The sequence below is a fragment of the Desulfurispora sp. genome, assembly GCF_052744395.1.
The window spans coordinates 1-17458 of record NZ_JBRAJI010000024.1 but is presented as its reverse complement, the minus strand read 5'-3'; the positions used below and the strand labels follow the sequence as shown (position 1 = coordinate 17458).

Sequence of the window (17458 nt, the reverse complement as noted above, 5' to 3'; positions counted from 1 at the left end):
GTTCAACTGAAACAATTATATAACACTTTCCCCAGTATGTCCAGGAATATCTTCCCGGCCGTCTGACCGTCCCGGGGAATGGCTACTCCCTGCGGGCCGGCAGGCAGATGGTGAAAACCGTGCCCCGGTTGGGTGAACTCTGGCAGGTGATTTCGCCGCCGTGTGATTCAATGATGGCCCGGGAGATGCTGATGCCCAGCCCCGTGCCCTGGGGCTTGGTGGTAAAAAAGGGCATACCCACCCGGGACATGGCCTCGGCCGGTATGCCGGGCCCATTGTCCTTGATCACAATGCAGTTCATGTTGCGTTTCTGATCCAGGTAGGTGCTCAGATGGAGTACGCCCCTGTCGGCAATCTCCTCCAGCGCTTCCAGGGCGTTGCGGCAGAGGTTGAGCAGCACCTGTTTGATCAGGCCCGGGTCGACCATGCTCTCCGGCAGGCTGACTGCCGGCTGGAAATATACTGTCACGCCCTGCAGGAAAGCCTGGGAGGCAATGATGGTGGCCATATCCGCCACCAGGGAATTGATGTCGGTGGGCATCAATTCCGGCTGCTTGGGCCGGGCTACCTGCAGGAAATCATGCAGTACCTTGATGGCGCTTTCGCATTCTGTCAGGATCAGCGAGGCATATTCCTTGATTTCGGGCTGCTGGTACTTCATCTGCAGCATTTGGGCAAATCCCTTGATTACGGTCAGGGGGTTGCGGATTTCATGGGCGATGCCGGCCGACATCTGCCCCACTACGGCCATTTTTTCTCTCTCCCGGGCGGCCTGTTCCAGCTTTTTCTGCTCGGTAAAGTCGCGGAACAGAAGGATTACGCCGGTCTTTTCACTTAGATCGTTCTTGATGATGTATGTATCACAGAGGATGGTCCTGGGTTCACCGTGAAAGACCACATCCAGTTCGACATCATGGTACTCCCTGTCCTCCCGGAATGATTTTACCGGCAGGAACTCTTCCTCGAGGAAATCGAACACCTGGCCGCAGCGCTGCCCTACCGCCTGGTAGGCCGGGATGCCGCAAATTTTCTCCGCCGCCTGGTTGAAGACGGTGATCTGCAGCCGGTCGTTGAGCATGATGATGCCGTTGTTGGTGTTTTCCATGACAAACTGGCTGATCTGTCTGAGCTCTTCTAGCTCCATGTGCCGGCTGAGGTCGCTGGTAATGCTGAGCACGCCGATGACCCGGTTGTTTTTGTCCCGGATGGGGGTGTTGGTGGACAGGGCGTGCACTACCCGGCCGTCCCGGGCAAAAATGCGCTTGCGGTGGACGGGCGGTTTCTGGCCGGTCTGCAGAGCCAGGGTAATATATGATTCGGGCAGGTGGTCGTCCGGATGGATGTATTTTCTAATAATCTCGTCAATATGTAAGCCATACTCCTGATGGTCATAGCCGAATACGCGGGTGGTTTCGGTGTTGGCATGAATGGCGTGGCCGGTACTGTCAAAAAGCACAATGGGTACCGGGATGATGTCCAGCACGCTTTTGACCAGTTCCAGTTTACTTGCCAGCTTTTGCCTCTCCAGTTGCTGCTTTTCCGCTTCCATGCGCAGCAGTTCTTTTTCCAGGCGCACCTTTTCTTCTATGTCCATGGCCACGGCTATGCTGCCGATGATTTCTCCCGTGTAGGGGTGGCGCAGGGCGTTGCCGCTGATGATAAAGTTGCGTCCCAGGCGCATGAGCTGCTGGTTGCTGATGTTTTCACCCCGCAGCGCCCGGACACAGATGGAGTCTTCATAATCTATGTCCATCATCTGGCAGACTAAATCATAGTGCCGGCCAATAATGTCCCGGGGGGAGCGCAAACCCAGGTAGCGGACAAAAGTCTGGTTGGCATTGGTGACCAGACCGGTTTTGTCAATACTGATGATCGCCACCGGGCTGGCATCAAACAGCCATTGCAGGATATCCCGCTGCTTCAGGTAGTGGTTCATGGTTTCGGCCAGGCGGGAGTTGGCCTCCTGCAGCGCCTGCTGGTAGCGAATGGTTTCGGCCCGGTCCTGGAAAATGTCTACCACACCGGTGAGCTCTCCCGCTGCGTTGTAGATGGGAATAATGTCAGCCTCGAATATGTACGGCTGGCGCTGGACAATGACCCGGCGGAAGGTTGTGCCCTGCTGGAGTGCTCGCAGTACCGGTGAATCGGAACTATCAATGCCGCAGACCGACAGCACTTCGCTGTACTTCCGGCCCTGGATGGGATAACCGGAGGGCAGGTTAAGCATCTTTAAAGCGGCGGGGTTGGCCAGAAGGATTTTTTCGTGGCTGTCGATGGCTATTATTCCGGAACCGATGTGTTTAATAATCCAGCGGTAAAGTTGTAATTCGTCCAGATGATCATCAGGCATGGTTATACTCACCTTTGAACTGGTTTTCTTATTCCGGCATTACAATAAAATTCTTGATAATTCCGCCAATACCTTCCGCCAGGTGCAAAAAACAGCCGCCGGCAACTGCCGGCGGCTGTACGGTCGAGGGATGATTTGGCGAGCGGGGGCAGTTAACTGGCGGTTACGGTCTGGCCCAGTCCTTTTTCTTTGCCGCCCAGCAGGTTCAGATCCAGTTCCTCCCGCAGCCAGGCATTGGCTTTGTCCAGGGCCTTGGAAGAGGCGGCCATGACTTCCTGTTCGCTGAGGAAAACATTTTCCCGCCCCACCTGGTCTACAATGTGCATTTTTTGCATGGTCTGGAATATGGACGGCCGCACATCGCAGATCAGCACCTTGCGGTTTTCTTTTAAAACGCGGTGGATAAAATTCTCAATAACTTCCAGGGCGGTAACATCGGCCCCGGTTACGCCGTTGAAGCGCAGCACGTAAACTTTGCTGCCGGTATCAAAGGCCAGGTTCAATTTTTCTTCCAGGTCGGCCGAGGAGCCGAAATACAGGTTGCCTTCCAGTTGTACCACGGCAATGTTGCTGTTCGCGGCGGGAGCCGGTGCGGCCTCCACCAGCTGCAGCGGGTCGCCGTTCACCGGGGCCAGCTTGCGCACGCTGGCGCTGCCGGTATCGCGCAGGTAGAGCAGGATGGAGATGGCGATGCCAGCGTAGATGGCATACTCCAGCTCGGGGGCCAGAATGGTGGTAAAGCAGGTCACCAGCATGACGATGGCGTCGTTGCGGTTGGCCTTGAGCACCTTGGCCACCGCTTTTTTGTCAATCATGGAGTAGGCCACCACCATGATCACCCCGGCCAGGCTGGCGTTGGGAATGTATTTGGCATAAGGAGCCAGGAAGAAAAGAATGATCAGCACGACAACACCGGATAAAATATTGGCCAGCCTGGTGCGGCCGCCATTTTGAAAGGTGACCGCCGAGCGGGTGAAAGAGCCGGAACCGGCGAAGCAGCTCAAGAAAGCGCCACCCATGTTGGCAATACCCTGACCAATGAACTCCTGGTTGGAGTCAATTTTTTGCTGGGTCTGGGCGGCAATGGCCTTGGAAATGGAAACTGCCTCCACCAGACCGATGATGGCTATGGTCAGCGCACCGCTGAACAGCTGGGCCATGGTAGCCGGGTCAAAGTTGATCATGGTAAAGGGCGGAATAGCGGATGGAATGTTACCGGCCAGCTTGAGGTGATATTTGTCCAGTCCCAAAACCATGACCAGGATTACCGAGAAGATGATCCCCAGCAGAGCTCCGGGCAGGTTTTTGTTGATCTTTTTGGCGAAGATGGTTACCAGGATGGTGAAAATACCCAGACCCAGGGCTACCATATTGGTCTGGTCAATGTGCTGGAAAGTGGTCAGCACTTTTTCCAGAGAGGATAGCTTGCCTTTGGGCAGAGAGATGCCCAGCAGGGAGTTCAGCTGACCCATGGCGATGATCACGCCGGCCCCGGCCGTAAAGCCCACAATCACCGAGTGCGACACGTAGTTGACCAGTTTGCCCAGGTTCAGGACGCCCATGGCAAACTGGATGGCTCCCACCATAAAAGTGAGCAGGAACAGGTTGCCGTAGAAGTTATCCTGGCCCAGGTAGACCGACATGTACCCGGCAATGAGCAGGGCAATGGCGTTGGTGGGGCCGGTGTTCAGGTGGTGCGAGCTACCGAATGCCGAGCCCAGAATGGTCAAAATGATGAAAGTATACAGGCCGTAGGCCGGATTCACTCCGGCGATCATGGCGTAGGCCATGGACTGGGGCAGGGCCACCACCGCTACGGTCAGAGCGGCAATGATGTCAAAACGCAGGTCTTCCTTTTTGTAATTACGCAGGGTCTCAATCAGGGGTACATAGCGGATAAATGATTTCATGCTGGATCCCTCACTTTGTAGGTTTTGTGCTTATAATTTTTTGCACAAGTCATGCCAGAAAAAAAGGCGCGGGATGCAGGAAAAATACTGGAGCCGGTGCCGTACAGGATAGCCGGGTTGTATGATAGCAGGCAGCTTACTGTATGTACGCCCGGAAAATCAGTACCGGCGGCTATTTTTCACCTCCAATATATGTGCAATAATGTACGCATATAAATCGCCCCGGTCGGTCCAGGAAAATCAGACGCTGGTTAATTGTATAATAACATACATTTCACCGAAGTTAAACAAAAACTTGTGTGTGCAAGTACAAATTTTGCTTGAAATAATATAAGCCGCCCCGGACGGAGCGGCTTGGCAAGTGGCAGGCCCATTAGAAGATTTTTTTGCTGTCCAGATAATCGTACACGTTGTTCAGAGCTTCCCCGAAACGCTGGAAATGAACCACTTCCCTTTCCCGCAGAAAACGCAGGGTGTCTTTCACGCCGGGATCGTCGGTCAGGCAGATCAGGTGCTCGTAAGCTACCCGGGCTTTTTGCTCTGCCGCCATGTTTTCATGCAAATCGGCTACCGGGTCGCCGGTGGCCTGAATGTAGGCTGCCGTCCAGGGTACGCCCTGCGGGTCGCAGGGGAAAAGGGCGTGGTCGTGCAGGGTGTAGTAGCCCCCCAGGCCGGCGGCCTTCATTTCTTCGCTGGTGGCGCCCAGGGTGAGCTTGTAAATCAATGTGGCGATGATTTCCCAGTGAGCCAGCTCTTCCGTGCCAATATCGGTCAGCAGGCCGCGGGCCCGGTTGGTGGGCATGGTGTAACGCTGGTTGAGGTAGCGCACGGCGGCGGACAACTCCGAATCGGGCCCCCCATACTGGGCCAGCAGGTAGTTGGCCATGCGCAGGTCTTTTCTCTCCACCCGCACGGGATACTGTAATTTTTTCTCATAAACCCACATAATTACCGATGCTCCTTAATATATGGTTTTAGAGTTCCCAGGGCCAGGGCTGGGCCAGCCACCGCCACTCCCCCGAGGCGGAGGCTTCCGGGCAGTCGGATACCAGCGGGCCGTACTGCTGGCAGTATGTTTTTTTCAGTTCTGCCAGCTGCTTGCTGTATTCCTGGTGGTAGGCCAGAGCTGCGGCGTCCGTGGGATGGGTGTCCAGGAAAAGACTGGCTTCCAGCACGGCAAAGTCCAGTTCCATGATATTGCGCAGGAGCGACATTTTTTCATTGCTGTTGCTCATTTGCTGTTCCACTCCTTTAGTCGCGGCAGACGTAGGGCCGGTACAGTTCGGGGAAAATAGTTCCTCTGGTCAGAGCTTCCTGGGGCGGGTAAAGGGTGCTCCAGGATTGTACCGGCACATAAGCTCTGGCTAACTGTCGATCATTGTTGCTGCATTGCGGACTGCCGCTCTCGGTAAAAATGTTGTTCCTCCCGGCCGGTTCGCGGGCCGGTTGTGCTCCGGGTATACGCGGTCTGATCAACATAGGCATCCTCCATAACCATTTATTTACTATAATAGTAAATAAAACATCAAAAGGTGCCTGCGCACAAAATTTTCGGCCGGGGGGCACTGCGGGCAGGAATATTGTGAATGAAGTAAAATATTAGCTAAAAAAGGCAGGGGAGGTAAAAATATGTTTGCTTACCGCACCGTGTCGGTGAAACCCCGGCTGCCGGCGGCAATAGCTCGCCTGCAGGAACTGGCGCATAATTTTTGGTATGCCTGGCATAAACAGGGACGGCAGCTGTTCAAGCGGATCAATGAAGAGCTGTGGGAGGAAGTGGGACATAATCCGGTCAAGTTTCTGTTGCGCGTTCGCGAGGAGGATCTGCAGCGGGCGGCGGAGGATGAAGATTATTTGCGCTATTATCAGCAGGTGCTGGAGGATTACGATGCCTATCACAGGGCGCAGCTGTGGTTTGACCGCCGGTACCCCGGGTACCGGGAGCAGGTGGTGGCCTATTTCAGTGCCGAATTCGGGCTGCACGAATCGCATCCCATCTATTCGGGCGGGCTGGGGTTGTTGGCCGGCGACCACTTGAAATCGGCCAGCGATCTGGGGCTGCCGCTGGTGGGCGTGGGGCTTTTGTACAAGCATGGTTATTTCAACCAGATTATCAACCGGGAAGGCCGCCAGGAGGCCAGCTATCCCTACCATAACTTTTTTGAACGGCCCATGCAGCAGCTGCTCACGCCGGACGGCCGGGAGGCGCTGGTGCATGTGGACCTGCCCGGACGGCGGGTTTTTGCCCGGCTGTGGCGTTGCTGGGTGGGGCGGGTCAGCCTGGTCCTGCTGGATTGTGATATATCGCTTAATTCTCCAGAGGACCGCCGGATTACAGCCCAGCTTTACGGCGGGGATGTGGAAATGCGCATATGCCAGGAAATCATGCTAGGAATTGGCGGGGTGCGGGCCCTGCGGGTACTGGGCATTGAGCCGGCGGCCTGGCACATTAATGAAGGGCATGCGGCATTCTTAACCCTGGAAAGGTTGCGGGAACTGGGCTGTGCCGGATTAAAGCTGGCGGAAGCTAGAGAACTGGTGCGCTGCAACACCCTGTTCACCACCCACACTCCGGTACCGGCCGGCCATGACTTGTTTACAGCCGAGCTGATTGACAAGTATTTCTCCCCATTTTACGAGGCCATGGGAATTGAGCGGGAAGATCTGCTGGAGCTGGGCTGGGATGAATCCCGGCGCATGTTCAACATGACCTTGCTGGCCATGCGCCTGGCCACATTTTGCAACGGGGTAAGCCGGCTGCACGGGCAGGTTTCCCGGCAGATGTTCAGCTATCTTTATCCCGGCATCCCTGTGGAGGAAATACCCATCGGACATATTACCAACGGCATTCACACCCTTACCTGGCTGGCCCAGGAGCTCAAAGATCTGTACACCATTTATCTGGGGGAGGAATGGGAAAACCACATCAGCGATCCCGGTATCTGGCGCAATATTGATGATATACCCGACACGCTGCTCTGGGCGGTGCACCAGTCCTTAAAGGAAAAGATGTTGCATTTTGCCCGGAACAATATCAAACAGCAGCGCCAGCGCAACCAGGAAGCCGCCCAGGCGATTAAAGAAGTGGATGGCTACTTGCGCCCGGATGTGCTCACCGTGGGGTTTGCCCGGCGTTTTGCTACTTACAAGCGGGCCAACCTGCTTTTTCAGGACCTGGAGCGCCTGAGCCGTCTGGTGAACCATCCCCAGTATCCGGTGCAGTTTGTTTTTGCCGGCAAGGCCCACCCGGCGGATGTGGCTGGACAGGAACTGATCAAGCTGATTTACGATATTTCCCGCCGGGAGCCCTTCCGGGGTAAGATAGTCCTGCTGGAAAATTATGATATATTGATGGCCCGGCATCTGGTGCAGGGTGTGGATGTGTGGCTGAACACACCCCGTCGTCCGCTGGAGGCCAGCGGTACCAGCGGTCAGAAAGCGGCAGCCAACGGCGTGATCAACCTGAGCGTTCTGGATGGCTGGTGGCCGGAAGGGTACACCGGGGACAACGGTTTTGTGGTGGGAGAAATCAAGGATTATGACAGTGAGGAACTGCAGGACCGGGATGACTGCTTTTCGCTCTTTGCCGTGCTGGAAGAGCAGATCCTGCCACTGTATTACCAACAGGACGGCGGAATACCCAAAAAATGGGTGAAATTGATGAAGCGGTCCCTGCAATCGATTTCGCCGTTTTTCAATACTGACCGGATGGTCATGGAATATGCCCGCAAATATTATGTGCCCTGCATGGACAGGTGGCAGTACTTTAATGCCGCGGGCAGCCAGGCGGTGCAGGAGCTCTGCGCCTACAAAGAGCATATTACCCGGAACTGGTCAGGGGTGCAGGTGAAGGTGGAGGAAGTGTTTGTCTGCCACCAGGAACTGGTGACCGATAGCCGGTTACCGGGTTACAGTGCCGGTGAGCAGTGTCTGGTGGAGAGGGGGATGCACCCGGGAGAAGAACTGAAAATACTGGCCGGAGTGAGCCTGGGGAACATCCGGCCCGAGCAGGTGCAGGTGGAGATTGTTTACGGGGTGGTCACGGCGGGGGGGCTCAGGGAGCTTCAGACTGTGCCCATGCAGATGCAGGAACTGCGCGATGATCGCCACTTTTATGAAGGAAGACTGCTGCTGCCCCAGGGTACCTACGGCTTTACGGTGCGCGTGCGGCCGCATTACCGGGACTTTGTGCACCGGTTTGAATTGCCCCTGGTAGCCTGGGCGGAACGCTTTTAGCAGTGCCGGTCAGGTTTCTTGCTGCAGCCGGTGCTGCAGGATGTGTAGCAAACGTTGTTTCTGGCATTTGCCGCTGGGGGTCTTGGGGATGTCGTCCAGGATTTCCAGCATTATTTCTATGTCTGGAGGAAGGTTCCGGGCATGTTTTTCCAGGTGCAACTGCAGGTCCTGCTCGGTAATCTGCCCGCTGGCCGGTACCACAAATGCCGCCAGGGTGATCCGGTCCTCTGCCCCGGGCACGATAATAGCCACAACTTCACTGACGCTTTCATGCTGGTAAAAGATTTCCTCCAGCTGGCGGGTGAAAGTTTGGCCCCGGGCCGTAGCTTCCAGCGGGTGGGTGAAAAGAGGCATGCCGGTTGTCATCTGCTTTATCCTCCTCATGGTTTTTGGGGACAGCGCACTCAGGGCTCCTGGCCGGGCGCTACGGACCCTTACTGGTTATAGACATAAAAGCCCCGGCCGGTTTTGCGCCCCAGGTGTCCCGCCCGGACCATTTTACGCAGGAGCGGGCAGGGACGGTATTTGGAGTCGCCGGTTTCCTGGTAAAGCGTTTCGGTGACCATCAGCATGACATCCAGGCCGATCAGGTCGCACAGGGCCAGCGGGCCGATAGGGTGGTTGGCACCCAGCATCATGCCTTTGTCAATGTCCTGAGCCGAGGCTACCCCTTCCATCAGCACGAACATGGCTTCGTTGAGCATGGGTACCAGAATGCGGTTGACGGCAAACAGGGGGGATTCGTTGACCAGGATGTATTCTTTACCCAGTTTGCCGGTTAACTCCCGGGTGACCTCCAGTGTTTCCGGGCTGGTTTCGGCCGCCTTGATGATTTCCACCAGCTTCATCACCGGAACCGGGTTGAAGAAATGCATGCCGATAAACCGGGATGGACGACCTGTAGCGGCGGCCATCTCGGTAATGCTCAGGCCCGATGTATTGGAGGCGAAAATGGTGTGGGCGGGGCAGATCTGATCCAGCTGCCTGTACAGCTCCTTTTTCAGAGGCATTTGCTCGATAATGGCTTCGATGACGAAATCGCAGGCGGCCAGGTCGGCCAGGTGCACCGTGCCCGTGATGCGCTCCAGAATATCCCGGGCCTCCTGTTCGCTCAAGCGGTTTTTCTGTACCTCCCGCTCCAGGTTCTTGCGGATGGTGCTTTGTCCCCGGGCGACAAAGTTTTCCTCCACATCGCGCATGATCACTTTAAAACCGGCCCGGGCAGCCACCTGGGCTATGCCCGCTCCCATGGTGCCGGCACCGACGACGCCGATGGTTTTGATCTCCATGCCATACGCCTCCCCGGATATGTTCTTAAATTCTTTCCAGTACCAGGGCCATGCCCATGCCGCCACCCACGCACAGCGAGGCCAGGCCGTAGCGGCAGCCCCGGCGGTGCATTTCGTAGATCAGAGAGACCGTGATACGTGTACCCGTGCATCCCACCGGGTGTCCCAGGCTGATGCCGCTGCCGTTGACGTTGGTGATCTCCCGGTTCAAATCCAGCAGTTTTTCGCAGGCCAGATACTGGGCGGCAAAAGCCTCGTTGAGTTCAATCAGTTCAATGTCATCCAGAGTCAGGCCAGCCCGGTCCAGCGCCTTGCGGATGGCTGGCACCGGTCCGTAACCCATCAAATCGGGTTCCACTCCGGCCCGGGCGTGGCTGACAATCCGGGCCAGCGGTTTTATTCCCAGACTGGCGGCTTTATTTTCCGACATCAAGATCACCGCGGCCGCACCGTCGTTGAGGCCGGAAGCATTGCCCGCCGTGACGGTTCCGTCGGGACGGAAGACCGGCTTAAGTTTGGCCAGGCTTTCCAGGCTGATGTCGCGGCGCGGGTGTTCGTCGGTGTCCAGGGTGACGGTTTCTCCCTTGCGCCCCTTTTTCATGATGGGCACTATTTCATCCCTGAACAGCCCTTCATCAATAGCCCGCACCGCGTTTTTGTGGCTGCGGTAGGCCACAATGTCCTGTTCCTCGCGGCTGATGTGGTATCTATCGGCCAGCCGTTCGGCTGTTTCTCCCATCATGATTTTATGGATGGGGTCGCAGAGCAGTTCCCAGAGGGCATCGGTCATCTGGCCGTGCTGCAGGCGCTTGCCCCAGCGGGCATCTTTTAAGACATAGGGAACCGTGCTCATGGATTCGGCGCCGCCGGCCAGGACAATTTCCGAGTCGCCCGTCTGAATTTGCTGGCAACCCGAAACAATGGCCTGCATACCGGATGAACACTGCCGCTGGATGGTCATCCCGGTGACTTCCTTGGGCAAACCGGCCAGCAGCGCGGCGGTGCGACCCAGGTTGGGCTCGTCGGAGCGCTGGGCGCAGTTACCCACTATGCAGTCCTCAATCTGGCCCGGCTCAATCCCGGCCCGCCGGATTACCTCCTGGATCACCGGTACCAGTAGCTGGTGCGAGATCATATCCCTGAACATACCGCCAAAGTCTCCGATAGCTGTGCGTGCGGCAGCGACTATTACCACGTCCTGCAAATTACTTCCCTCTCCTTTCCGGAATGCTATAACTAATTACATAAATTAAATTCTATTATTTGATGCAAAATTCCTTCTAGTCAGTAAAATCATTCGGGCAATAAAATAACCGGCCGGACGATAGGCCGGTTGTTTTTAAAAACCGCGATCTATTATAATTATAAGGCGTTCTGATTTTGCCGTTTTTTCTTGCGCCGGGAGGAGATTAGCGACCACAGTACGGCCAGGCCAGCCCCCAGCAGGTCGCGTCCCAGATCGCCCACATCGGGAGTGCGGGTGGGGACGAAAGACTGGTGGTACTCATCGGTGATCCCGTAAGCCAGGCAGAGGAGCAGGACCAGCAGCGGGCGGTGGGGCAGAGCATCGTACTGCTTCAGAGCATACAGGTAGGTATGGGCCAGCACAAAATATGCCATAATGTGTCCGGGATTGAAATCTTGGAGAAAAGGAAAGGAATGCTGGAGCTGGCTGCTGGTGCGGCTGGAGAGGTAAAAAATCACTCCCATCCACAAAAGGGCGGGCAGCCAGCGGGCGGTTTTTCTGAGCATGGGCAACACCTGGCTATGGATTATTGGACGGGCTGCCTGTATTATACCAGAAATTACCCCAAAGGCCGAGGTGGAATGTTGGTGTTTTACATTGTCGCAGCGCTGATTTTTCTGTTGGACAGGGGCAGCAAACTCTGGGTACAGCATGCGCTGTGGCCCGGGGAGAGTGTGCAGGTCATCCGGGGGGTCTTCAGCCTGACATATATTCACAACCCGGGGGCCGCCTTTGGGCTGCTGGCTCACCAGACCGCATTCTTCATTGGCGTGTCCATTCTGGTGGTGGTGGGTACCACCGGTTATTACCTGTACAGGAAAGCATTGCCCCCGGCCCAGCAGGTGGCCCTGGCTCTGATCTGTGGTGGGGCGCTGGGCAATCTCTGGGACCGGGTGCGTAACGGGGAAGTGATCGACTTTCTGCATCTTGCCTTCTGGCCGGTTTTCAACCTGGCCGATGTGGCCATTGTGAGCGGTACCGGTTTACTGGTGCTGCTTCTCTGGCGGGCTGGCGAACAGGAGGGCAGGTAGTTTTGGAGGAAATCACCCTGGTTTACCGGGTGGGAGAAGAACAGGCCGGCCAGCGGCTGGACCGGTTTCTGGCCGGACAGAACCCGGATTTGAGCCGGACATATCTTCAGGAACTGATCGACCAGGGGCGGGTCGCCGTAGACCAGCGGCAGGGCAAGGCCGGCCAGAGAGTGAAGCCGGGACAGCAGGTGACGGTATTGCTGCCCCCGCCCCGCGACCTGGAGGTCAGGCCGGAGAAAATAGCGCTGGACATATATTATGAAGATAGCCACGTCATTGTAGTGAATAAACCACGGGGGATGGTGGTGCATCCCGCCGAAGGCAATTACAGCGGGACGCTGGTCAATGCCCTGCTCTACCACTGCCGGGACCTGTCGGGAATCAATGGCGTACTGCGGCCGGGTATTGTCCACCGCCTGGACAAGGATACCTCGGGCCTGCTGGTGGTGGCCAAGCATGATCAGGCGCATGTGCATCTGGCCGAACAATTGAAGGAACGGCAGGTACGGCGACGTTATCTGGCTCTGGTGCACGGCCTGGTGCGGCACCAAAAGGGCAGTATTGATGCTCCCATTGGGCGTGATCCCCGGGACAGGCAAAAGATGGCGGTGGTGTTCAGGAACAGCAAACCGGCTCTGACCCTTTTTCTGGTGAGGAGGTACTGTGGCCAGTACAGTTATCTGGAACTGCAGCTGGCTACCGGCCGCACCCACCAGATCCGGGTGCATATGGCCTATATCGGCCACCCGCTGGTGGGAGATCCTAAATACGGACCGGCCCGGTCGCATCAGGTACTGGATGGACAGTTTCTGCACGCCGCGCTGCTGGGATTTAGGCATCCGTTCAGCGGGGAATATTTGGAGTTTCGGGCCCCTTTGCCGGAAGAACTGGGTGCGTACCTGCAGCAGGTCTGTCATCCCTGGGATGACGGTCTGCTATGGCCTATGCCTTTGGCCGAACAGTTCCAGGAACAGAGCGGTGATGCCGGCGGCCATGAGCGGCCCTACGGGTACGCCGTGCCACAGGATGATGCCCAGCAGTGATCCCAGAATCATGCCCAGACCCAGACGGGGGTGCCGGTGCAGCAGATCCAGGCCGGCGGCATTGATGTGCGTGGCCAGGATGCCGCCGGCCAGGGCGAGCAGTCCGGTGCCGCTGCTGATACAGGACATCAGATCGGCCAGCTGTGCTCCGCCTGCGGCCAGCGGTGCCAGGATGGCCAGCAGAAGGAAGAGCAGGCCGGCCGGCAGGGCTTTTTTTTCCAGCAGATCCAGCAGGGAGTTCCAGCCGGCCAGCTGCAGGACAAATAAAAAACCGGCAGAAACTGCCAGTATAGAGGTATTTGTCAATAATCCAACGACAATCAAGAGCGCCAGCTGGGCGGTCCGGGCCATGGCCATCACTCCGGAACCTTTTTTTAAGATCTATGTCCGGAGAGGGATTAATATTCAAAAACCGCCCAGCGCGGTTTTCAGCGTGTCGGACCGCAGTCCCAGGCGCAGTGCTTCCACAGCGATGATTTCCTGCGGGGGGATGTTGCCCAGGTTAACATTGCATCCCAGGCGGTTGATCAGGGCTTCCTGCTGATCCTTCCGGGGAGCTTCCCAGATGATCCGGTCCGGTGCAGCGATATTTTCCAGCAGCTTTTCCAGGTCATCCTGGCGGATATTTCCCGCGGCATCGTACAACCCCACATTGAGGCCCATTTCGCGCCCTTCAATAATCACCATGTGCGCCCCTAAAGACAGGTCGGCATTGATCATCTCGGCGATTTTTTCCATGCAGGGCTGCTGTTCGTGCTCTTTTTTCCCCACTTCGGTCAGGACCTGAAAGCCCTGCTCCAGTGCCAGGTTGATCGCTTTTTCTCTCACCTCGGCAGGCAAAAATATGGTTCCGTCGGAAACTTCAACAAAGTTAAAGCCCAGCCGGTAGGCCAGTTTGAGAAATTCCGGCAGGCGGTTTTGCCAGATGGCAATTTCCAGAAATGTACCGCCCGGGTAGATGTTCACCCCGTAGTCTTTAACCAGTTGAATCTTTTCCTCCAGTAACTCCCGGGTGTAAAGAGCCGCAGTGCCAAAGGCCAGCTTGATGAAATCAATATGCTGGGCCGCCTTGTGGAGCAGGTCTTTGGTTTCCCCCAGCCCCAAGCCTTTGTCCAGCAGCATATTTACTCCCTGACGGCGGGGCTTGGATAAACGGACACCCAGGGGCGCTTCCAGGAATTCTCCCCAGGCATTTAAACAGCCTTCCTGTGCAAACATACCGGCAACTCCTTTCTCGATGACCGCCCAATAAATTTCCGCTGCCCAGAGCGGATTGTTGACCCCACCTCCCGTATAATTTTTTCCCGGCGGTCAGTTTGGAAAGGTGGCCCGGCTATTTCCGGTGGTTTATGTTATGTCCCGGTGTGTTTTGCGGTGCGCCGCAGGGAGTGGTAATTAATGACTATCCGGTTCCGGCCCCGGTTTGCGCGCGGGCTGCCAGGCCAAAGACGGCTGCGGACCCTGCCGGTGGCCGGCTGGCTGGCCCCCTTTCCAGGAGAGATGCTTCTCCGGCCGGACAAACAGCCAGGCCAGCACCAGAGCCGCGGTAGCCAGTCCGGCTCCGGTGATAAACATGGTGAACAGGCTGTATTTCATCAGCCATCCCAACAGAGGTGGCCCGGCCGCCACCCCCAGAAAGCGCACACCGCCATAAAGCGATGTGACCATACCCCGGCGGGCGGCCGCCGTAGTGCTGGTGATCAGCATATTCAGGCAGGGCAGGGTCAGTCCTGTGCCCAGACCGCAGCCGCTGGTACCGCCGAATAAAAACCAGGTTTGCCTTCCCTTCCAGGTGAGCACCAGCAAGGAGACGGTGATGATCAGGAGACCGCCCAGGATCAGCCGGCGCATCAGGGCGGCTCTTTTCTTGATTGCTCTTCCCGTCAGGTATGAGGTCAGGCTCATCACCAGTACAGGCAGGGCCAGAGCCAGCCCTTTGCTGATGCCGGTCAGGCGGTAGGTTTTTTCCAGGTGTTCGGACAGGAAAAAGAGTACACCAAACAGCACCAGTAGGGCGGTCATTCCGCCGACAAAGCTGCTGATGAGCAGCCCGGACTGGCGGGAAAATATCCGGGCCATATCCTGGAAGTATTGACCGGCCGGCTGTTTTTGGCGCTCTGCATGCGGCTCCTCCACCCCAAAATAGAGGATGGCGGCCGCGGGCAGAATGACCAGGGGAAAAAACAGAAAAGCGGCATACCAGGTAATCAATCCCAGTGCTGCGCCCAGCACCGGACTGATAACCTTGCCCAAACCATTGCTGGCCTCGATGATACCCAGAACCCGGCTGCGGGCCGACCCGGCGAACAGGTCGCCGCAAAGGGCCATGGCAATGGGAGCGGTGCCCGCCGCCCCCAGTCCCTGCAGTACCCGTCCGGCTAACAGAAGCGGAAAGGATTTCTGGGCCAGCAGCATGCCGGCCACTCCCGCCAGTATGCCTCCGGCGGCATAAAGGGCCAGCGAAGGCAGGATGACTATTTTGCGACCCAGGCGGTCGGAGAGAAAGCCGGCCAGCGGTATGACCAGACCAGCGGGTACAGAAAAAAGGGTGATCAGCAGGCTGGTTTGCAACTGGCTGATTCCCAGAGCACTTTTGATGGACGGCAGGACGGGAATGAGCACGGAATTACCCAGCACCATGATCAGGGGGATGCTGCTGAGGGCGAGGATGGTTTTTCCATCAGCCCGCTGACTGTTTTCCTGATGGTTATTTTTCTCCGGCCCGTTTGGCATATTTTGCTATCTCCGCAACTATCTATAGTTTGAAGGTGCTGATCATATTTTGGCTGTGCTTGGACGAACCATGCATGGGCACCAAAATAAGTTGTCGCCCGGAGTGAGATGTTTTTCGGGTATTGGCGGATTTTGCCGGGAAGGGGGAATAGCTCTGGGAGGCTGGGACAAGATTGTTCTGGGCATGGCCCTGCTGCGGTTTATCTCATCCAGTGTGGAGTTCAGCGCGGCCCTGCTCATGCTGTTTTTTAATTCTGTGGAAAGCGCTCTAAAAATAAATGCGGCCCTGGCGCTGGTCGGGCCGACGGTTATGCTGGCGGTGACTTCCCTGGGTCTGTTTGGCCTGGCCGGGAAGCTATCTTTCTTTTCTCTGCTGTTGATTGTCTGCGGCGTATCCTTAATCCTGCTGGGCGTCAGGTCCCTTTAGTTTCAATCCTGGATGATCTCCATGGCTCCGCACTGTTCCATTATGTTCCGCACGCGATCGGCTTCTTTTTTGGTTACTTCCACGGCGACCACAATCCCTTTCCGGCCGGGCGTAAAATGCTCCATGCCGGTGACCAGGGGGGCTGTTTTTTCCACACCGGTGTCGTCGCTTTCGGTTTTCACCAGAGCGATTTCGGTGGCCATTTCTTCATTACTCACGGGTCGGACGGTACCGGTCAGATCGGTGATGACCATGTCTTTGCGGTCGAAACCGGCATTGCGCAGGGAATCTACCAGAAATCCCACCTGTTCCTGGGGTAACCGGGCGATTAAGCGCATAAACCTCTCCTCCTGTCGGATATGGCAAAGGAGCCGTTTGTGGGAGAACAACGGCTCCTTTGTCCGGGTAAGTAAACTACTTACATTTTGGGCTTGAAGGTCTGGCACTGGGTATGATCCGAACTAGAGGCCATGTTGGTCTTGTTGTGGTCTACCTCCACCATGGGGGCGTTGCAGGCCACATCTTTGTTGTAGGTGCACTCGGTGACTTTGCACTTGATGCTGGGCATGATTTCACCTCCTTCCGGGCGGATATTATTACCGGCCGGAAGGAAAATTATACCGTGCACTTGTTCATAAATTTTGCCAGCACGGTTTGTTTTGCGGCAGTGCTCAGGTGATCTCATCCTGCTGGTAAAGGTATACCAGATCAGCCAGGACGGCCGGCGCGGCCTTGCCCCCCTTGTCCACCGAATTCACGTTTAGTGCTGAGAGATTATGAAAATATTACCTTTGTCCTATGGTTATTGTCAATTTTATTCTGTATAATTCTGGACACAGGAAGCCTGTAGACCGGGCGGACAATAACTGTTGACAAGGGGGAGACGATATGCGCAACAAGAAGCTTGCCTGTGTAATGCTGGGGATTTTTGCTGTTTTTTTGCTGCTTGGCCCGGCAATGCTCGAAGCAAGCAATGATGCAGGCAAAAAAACTGTCCCCAAAAGACCTTATGCCAAAGAGCAGATGAAACTGCAGTCAAAACAAGAATTAAAGAAGGAACTGGTACCCAGGGCTAACAAACTGATGGCCTCAAAGCTCGAGCGGCTGGATCGGGAAACACAACAGTTAATTAAGCAAAAACCTGAATCCGTGAAATAAATTTTTAAAAACCCTTGATATTCTGCGATATTTAA

The 17458-nt window shown here is 56.2% G+C and carries 19 protein-coding genes; 5 read left to right on the top strand and 14 right to left on the bottom strand.

What is annotated here, in order from left to right; genetic code table 11:
* Nucleotides 1-82: 82 nt before the first annotated feature.
* The 5 genes from ACUVTU_RS07865 to ACUVTU_RS07845 all read right to left on the bottom strand — a co-directional run bounded on the left by ACUVTU_RS07865 (nucleotide 83) and on the right by ACUVTU_RS07845 (nucleotide 5739).
* A complete protein-coding gene (locus ACUVTU_RS07865; protein WP_445889414.1) occupies nucleotides 83-2350 on the bottom strand; it encodes a PAS domain-containing sensor histidine kinase in 2268 nt (755 codons plus the stop codon).
* A gap of 152 nt (nucleotides 2351-2502) precedes the next feature.
* Nucleotides 2503-4260, bottom strand: a complete 1758-nt coding sequence (locus tag ACUVTU_RS07860) for a SulP family inorganic anion transporter (RefSeq protein ID WP_445889413.1) — start codon at nucleotides 4258-4260, stop codon at nucleotides 2503-2505.
* 373 nt (nucleotides 4261-4633) lie between these two features.
* Nucleotides 4634-5206: a manganese catalase family protein gene (locus ACUVTU_RS07855; RefSeq protein ID WP_445889412.1), complete on the bottom strand. Its 573-nt coding sequence runs from the start codon at nucleotides 5204-5206 to the stop codon at nucleotides 4634-4636.
* A 28-nt stretch (nucleotides 5207-5234) separates the two neighbouring features.
* Nucleotides 5235-5495 carry a spore coat protein CotJB gene (locus ACUVTU_RS07850; protein WP_445889411.1) on the bottom strand — a complete coding sequence of 87 codons (261 nt, stop codon included), beginning with the start codon at nucleotides 5493-5495 and terminating at the stop codon, nucleotides 5235-5237.
* Between the two features lie 16 nt (nucleotides 5496-5511).
* The gene (locus tag ACUVTU_RS07845) at nucleotides 5512-5739 is read right to left on the bottom strand and encodes a spore coat associated protein CotJA (protein ID WP_445889410.1); all 228 of its coding nucleotides are present in this window, start codon (nucleotides 5737-5739) and stop codon (nucleotides 5512-5514) included.
* A 150-nt stretch (nucleotides 5740-5889) separates the two neighbouring features.
* On the opposite strand from ACUVTU_RS07845, the gene glgP reads away from it, so the two are divergent.
* On the top strand, nucleotides 5890-8496 hold the full coding sequence (gene glgP, locus ACUVTU_RS07840) for an alpha-glucan family phosphorylase (RefSeq protein ID WP_445889409.1): 2607 nt from the start codon (nucleotides 5890-5892) through the stop codon (nucleotides 8494-8496).
* A gap of 9 nt (nucleotides 8497-8505) precedes the next feature.
* On the opposite strand, the gene ACUVTU_RS07835 is transcribed toward glgP, so the two are convergent.
* The 4 genes from ACUVTU_RS07835 to ACUVTU_RS07820 form a co-directional block, all read right to left on the bottom strand.
* Nucleotides 8506-8862: an AMP-binding enzyme gene (locus ACUVTU_RS07835; protein ID WP_445889408.1), complete on the bottom strand. Its 357-nt coding sequence runs from the start codon at nucleotides 8860-8862 to the stop codon at nucleotides 8506-8508.
* A gap of 68 nt (nucleotides 8863-8930) precedes the next feature.
* On the bottom strand, nucleotides 8931-9785 hold the full coding sequence (locus ACUVTU_RS07830) for a 3-hydroxybutyryl-CoA dehydrogenase (protein WP_445889407.1): 855 nt from the start codon (nucleotides 9783-9785) through the stop codon (nucleotides 8931-8933).
* 25 nt (nucleotides 9786-9810) lie between these two features.
* The gene (locus ACUVTU_RS07825; protein ID WP_445889406.1) at nucleotides 9811-10989 is read right to left on the bottom strand and encodes a thiolase family protein; all 1179 of its coding nucleotides are present in this window, start codon (nucleotides 10987-10989) and stop codon (nucleotides 9811-9813) included.
* 158 nt (nucleotides 10990-11147) lie between these two features.
* On the bottom strand, nucleotides 11148-11537 hold the full coding sequence (locus tag ACUVTU_RS07820; protein WP_445889405.1) for a VanZ family protein: 390 nt from the start codon (nucleotides 11535-11537) through the stop codon (nucleotides 11148-11150).
* A 75-nt stretch (nucleotides 11538-11612) separates the two neighbouring features.
* Between ACUVTU_RS07820 and lspA the strand changes: the two genes are divergently transcribed.
* Complete coding sequence (lspA, locus tag ACUVTU_RS07815) at nucleotides 11613-12062, top strand: signal peptidase II (protein WP_445889404.1); 450 nt, start codon at nucleotides 11613-11615, stop codon at nucleotides 12060-12062.
* A gap of 2 nt (nucleotides 12063-12064) precedes the next feature.
* A complete protein-coding gene (locus ACUVTU_RS07810) occupies nucleotides 12065-13105 on the top strand; it encodes an RluA family pseudouridine synthase (protein ID WP_445889403.1) in 1041 nt (346 codons plus the stop codon).
* Here the strand turns inward: ACUVTU_RS07810 and ACUVTU_RS07805 are convergent.
* The 3 genes from ACUVTU_RS07805 to ACUVTU_RS07795 all read right to left on the bottom strand — a co-directional run bounded on the left by ACUVTU_RS07805 (nucleotide 12998) and on the right by ACUVTU_RS07795 (nucleotide 15838).
* Nucleotides 12998-13456, bottom strand: a complete 459-nt coding sequence (locus tag ACUVTU_RS07805) for a DUF441 family protein (protein ID WP_445889402.1) — start codon at nucleotides 13454-13456, stop codon at nucleotides 12998-13000. The two genes, ACUVTU_RS07810 and ACUVTU_RS07805, sit on opposite strands and share 108 nt — an antisense overlap.
* A gap of 54 nt (nucleotides 13457-13510) precedes the next feature.
* Nucleotides 13511-14323, bottom strand: coding sequence for a phosphosulfolactate synthase (locus ACUVTU_RS07800; RefSeq protein WP_445889401.1), 813 nt, complete (start codon nucleotides 14321-14323; stop codon nucleotides 13511-13513).
* Between the two features lie 177 nt (nucleotides 14324-14500).
* The gene (locus ACUVTU_RS07795; protein ID WP_445889400.1) at nucleotides 14501-15838 is read right to left on the bottom strand and encodes an MFS transporter; all 1338 of its coding nucleotides are present in this window, start codon (nucleotides 15836-15838) and stop codon (nucleotides 14501-14503) included.
* Between the two features lie 103 nt (nucleotides 15839-15941).
* Here ACUVTU_RS07795 and ACUVTU_RS07790 point away from each other — a divergent pair, with 103 nt between their 5' ends.
* Nucleotides 15942-16265 (top strand): YqhV family protein, encoded by a 324-nt coding sequence (locus ACUVTU_RS07790; RefSeq protein ID WP_445889399.1) that lies wholly within the window; start codon nucleotides 15942-15944, stop codon nucleotides 16263-16265.
* Between the two features lie 2 nt (nucleotides 16266-16267).
* Here ACUVTU_RS07790 and ACUVTU_RS07785 read toward each other — a convergent pair whose 3' ends face one another.
* Both ACUVTU_RS07785 and ACUVTU_RS07780 read right to left on the bottom strand, forming a co-directional pair.
* On the bottom strand, nucleotides 16268-16603 hold the full coding sequence (locus tag ACUVTU_RS07785) for a hypothetical protein (protein WP_445889398.1): 336 nt from the start codon (nucleotides 16601-16603) through the stop codon (nucleotides 16268-16270).
* An 80-nt stretch (nucleotides 16604-16683) separates the two neighbouring features.
* On the bottom strand, nucleotides 16684-16833 hold the full coding sequence (locus tag ACUVTU_RS07780; RefSeq protein ID WP_018084881.1) for a DUF1540 domain-containing protein: 150 nt from the start codon (nucleotides 16831-16833) through the stop codon (nucleotides 16684-16686).
* 320 nt (nucleotides 16834-17153) lie between these two features.
* Here ACUVTU_RS07780 and ACUVTU_RS07775 point away from each other — a divergent pair, with 320 nt between their 5' ends.
* Nucleotides 17154-17423 (top strand): hypothetical protein, encoded by a 270-nt coding sequence (locus tag ACUVTU_RS07775; protein WP_445889397.1) that lies wholly within the window; start codon nucleotides 17154-17156, stop codon nucleotides 17421-17423.
* Nucleotides 17424-17458: the final 35 nt, after the last annotated feature.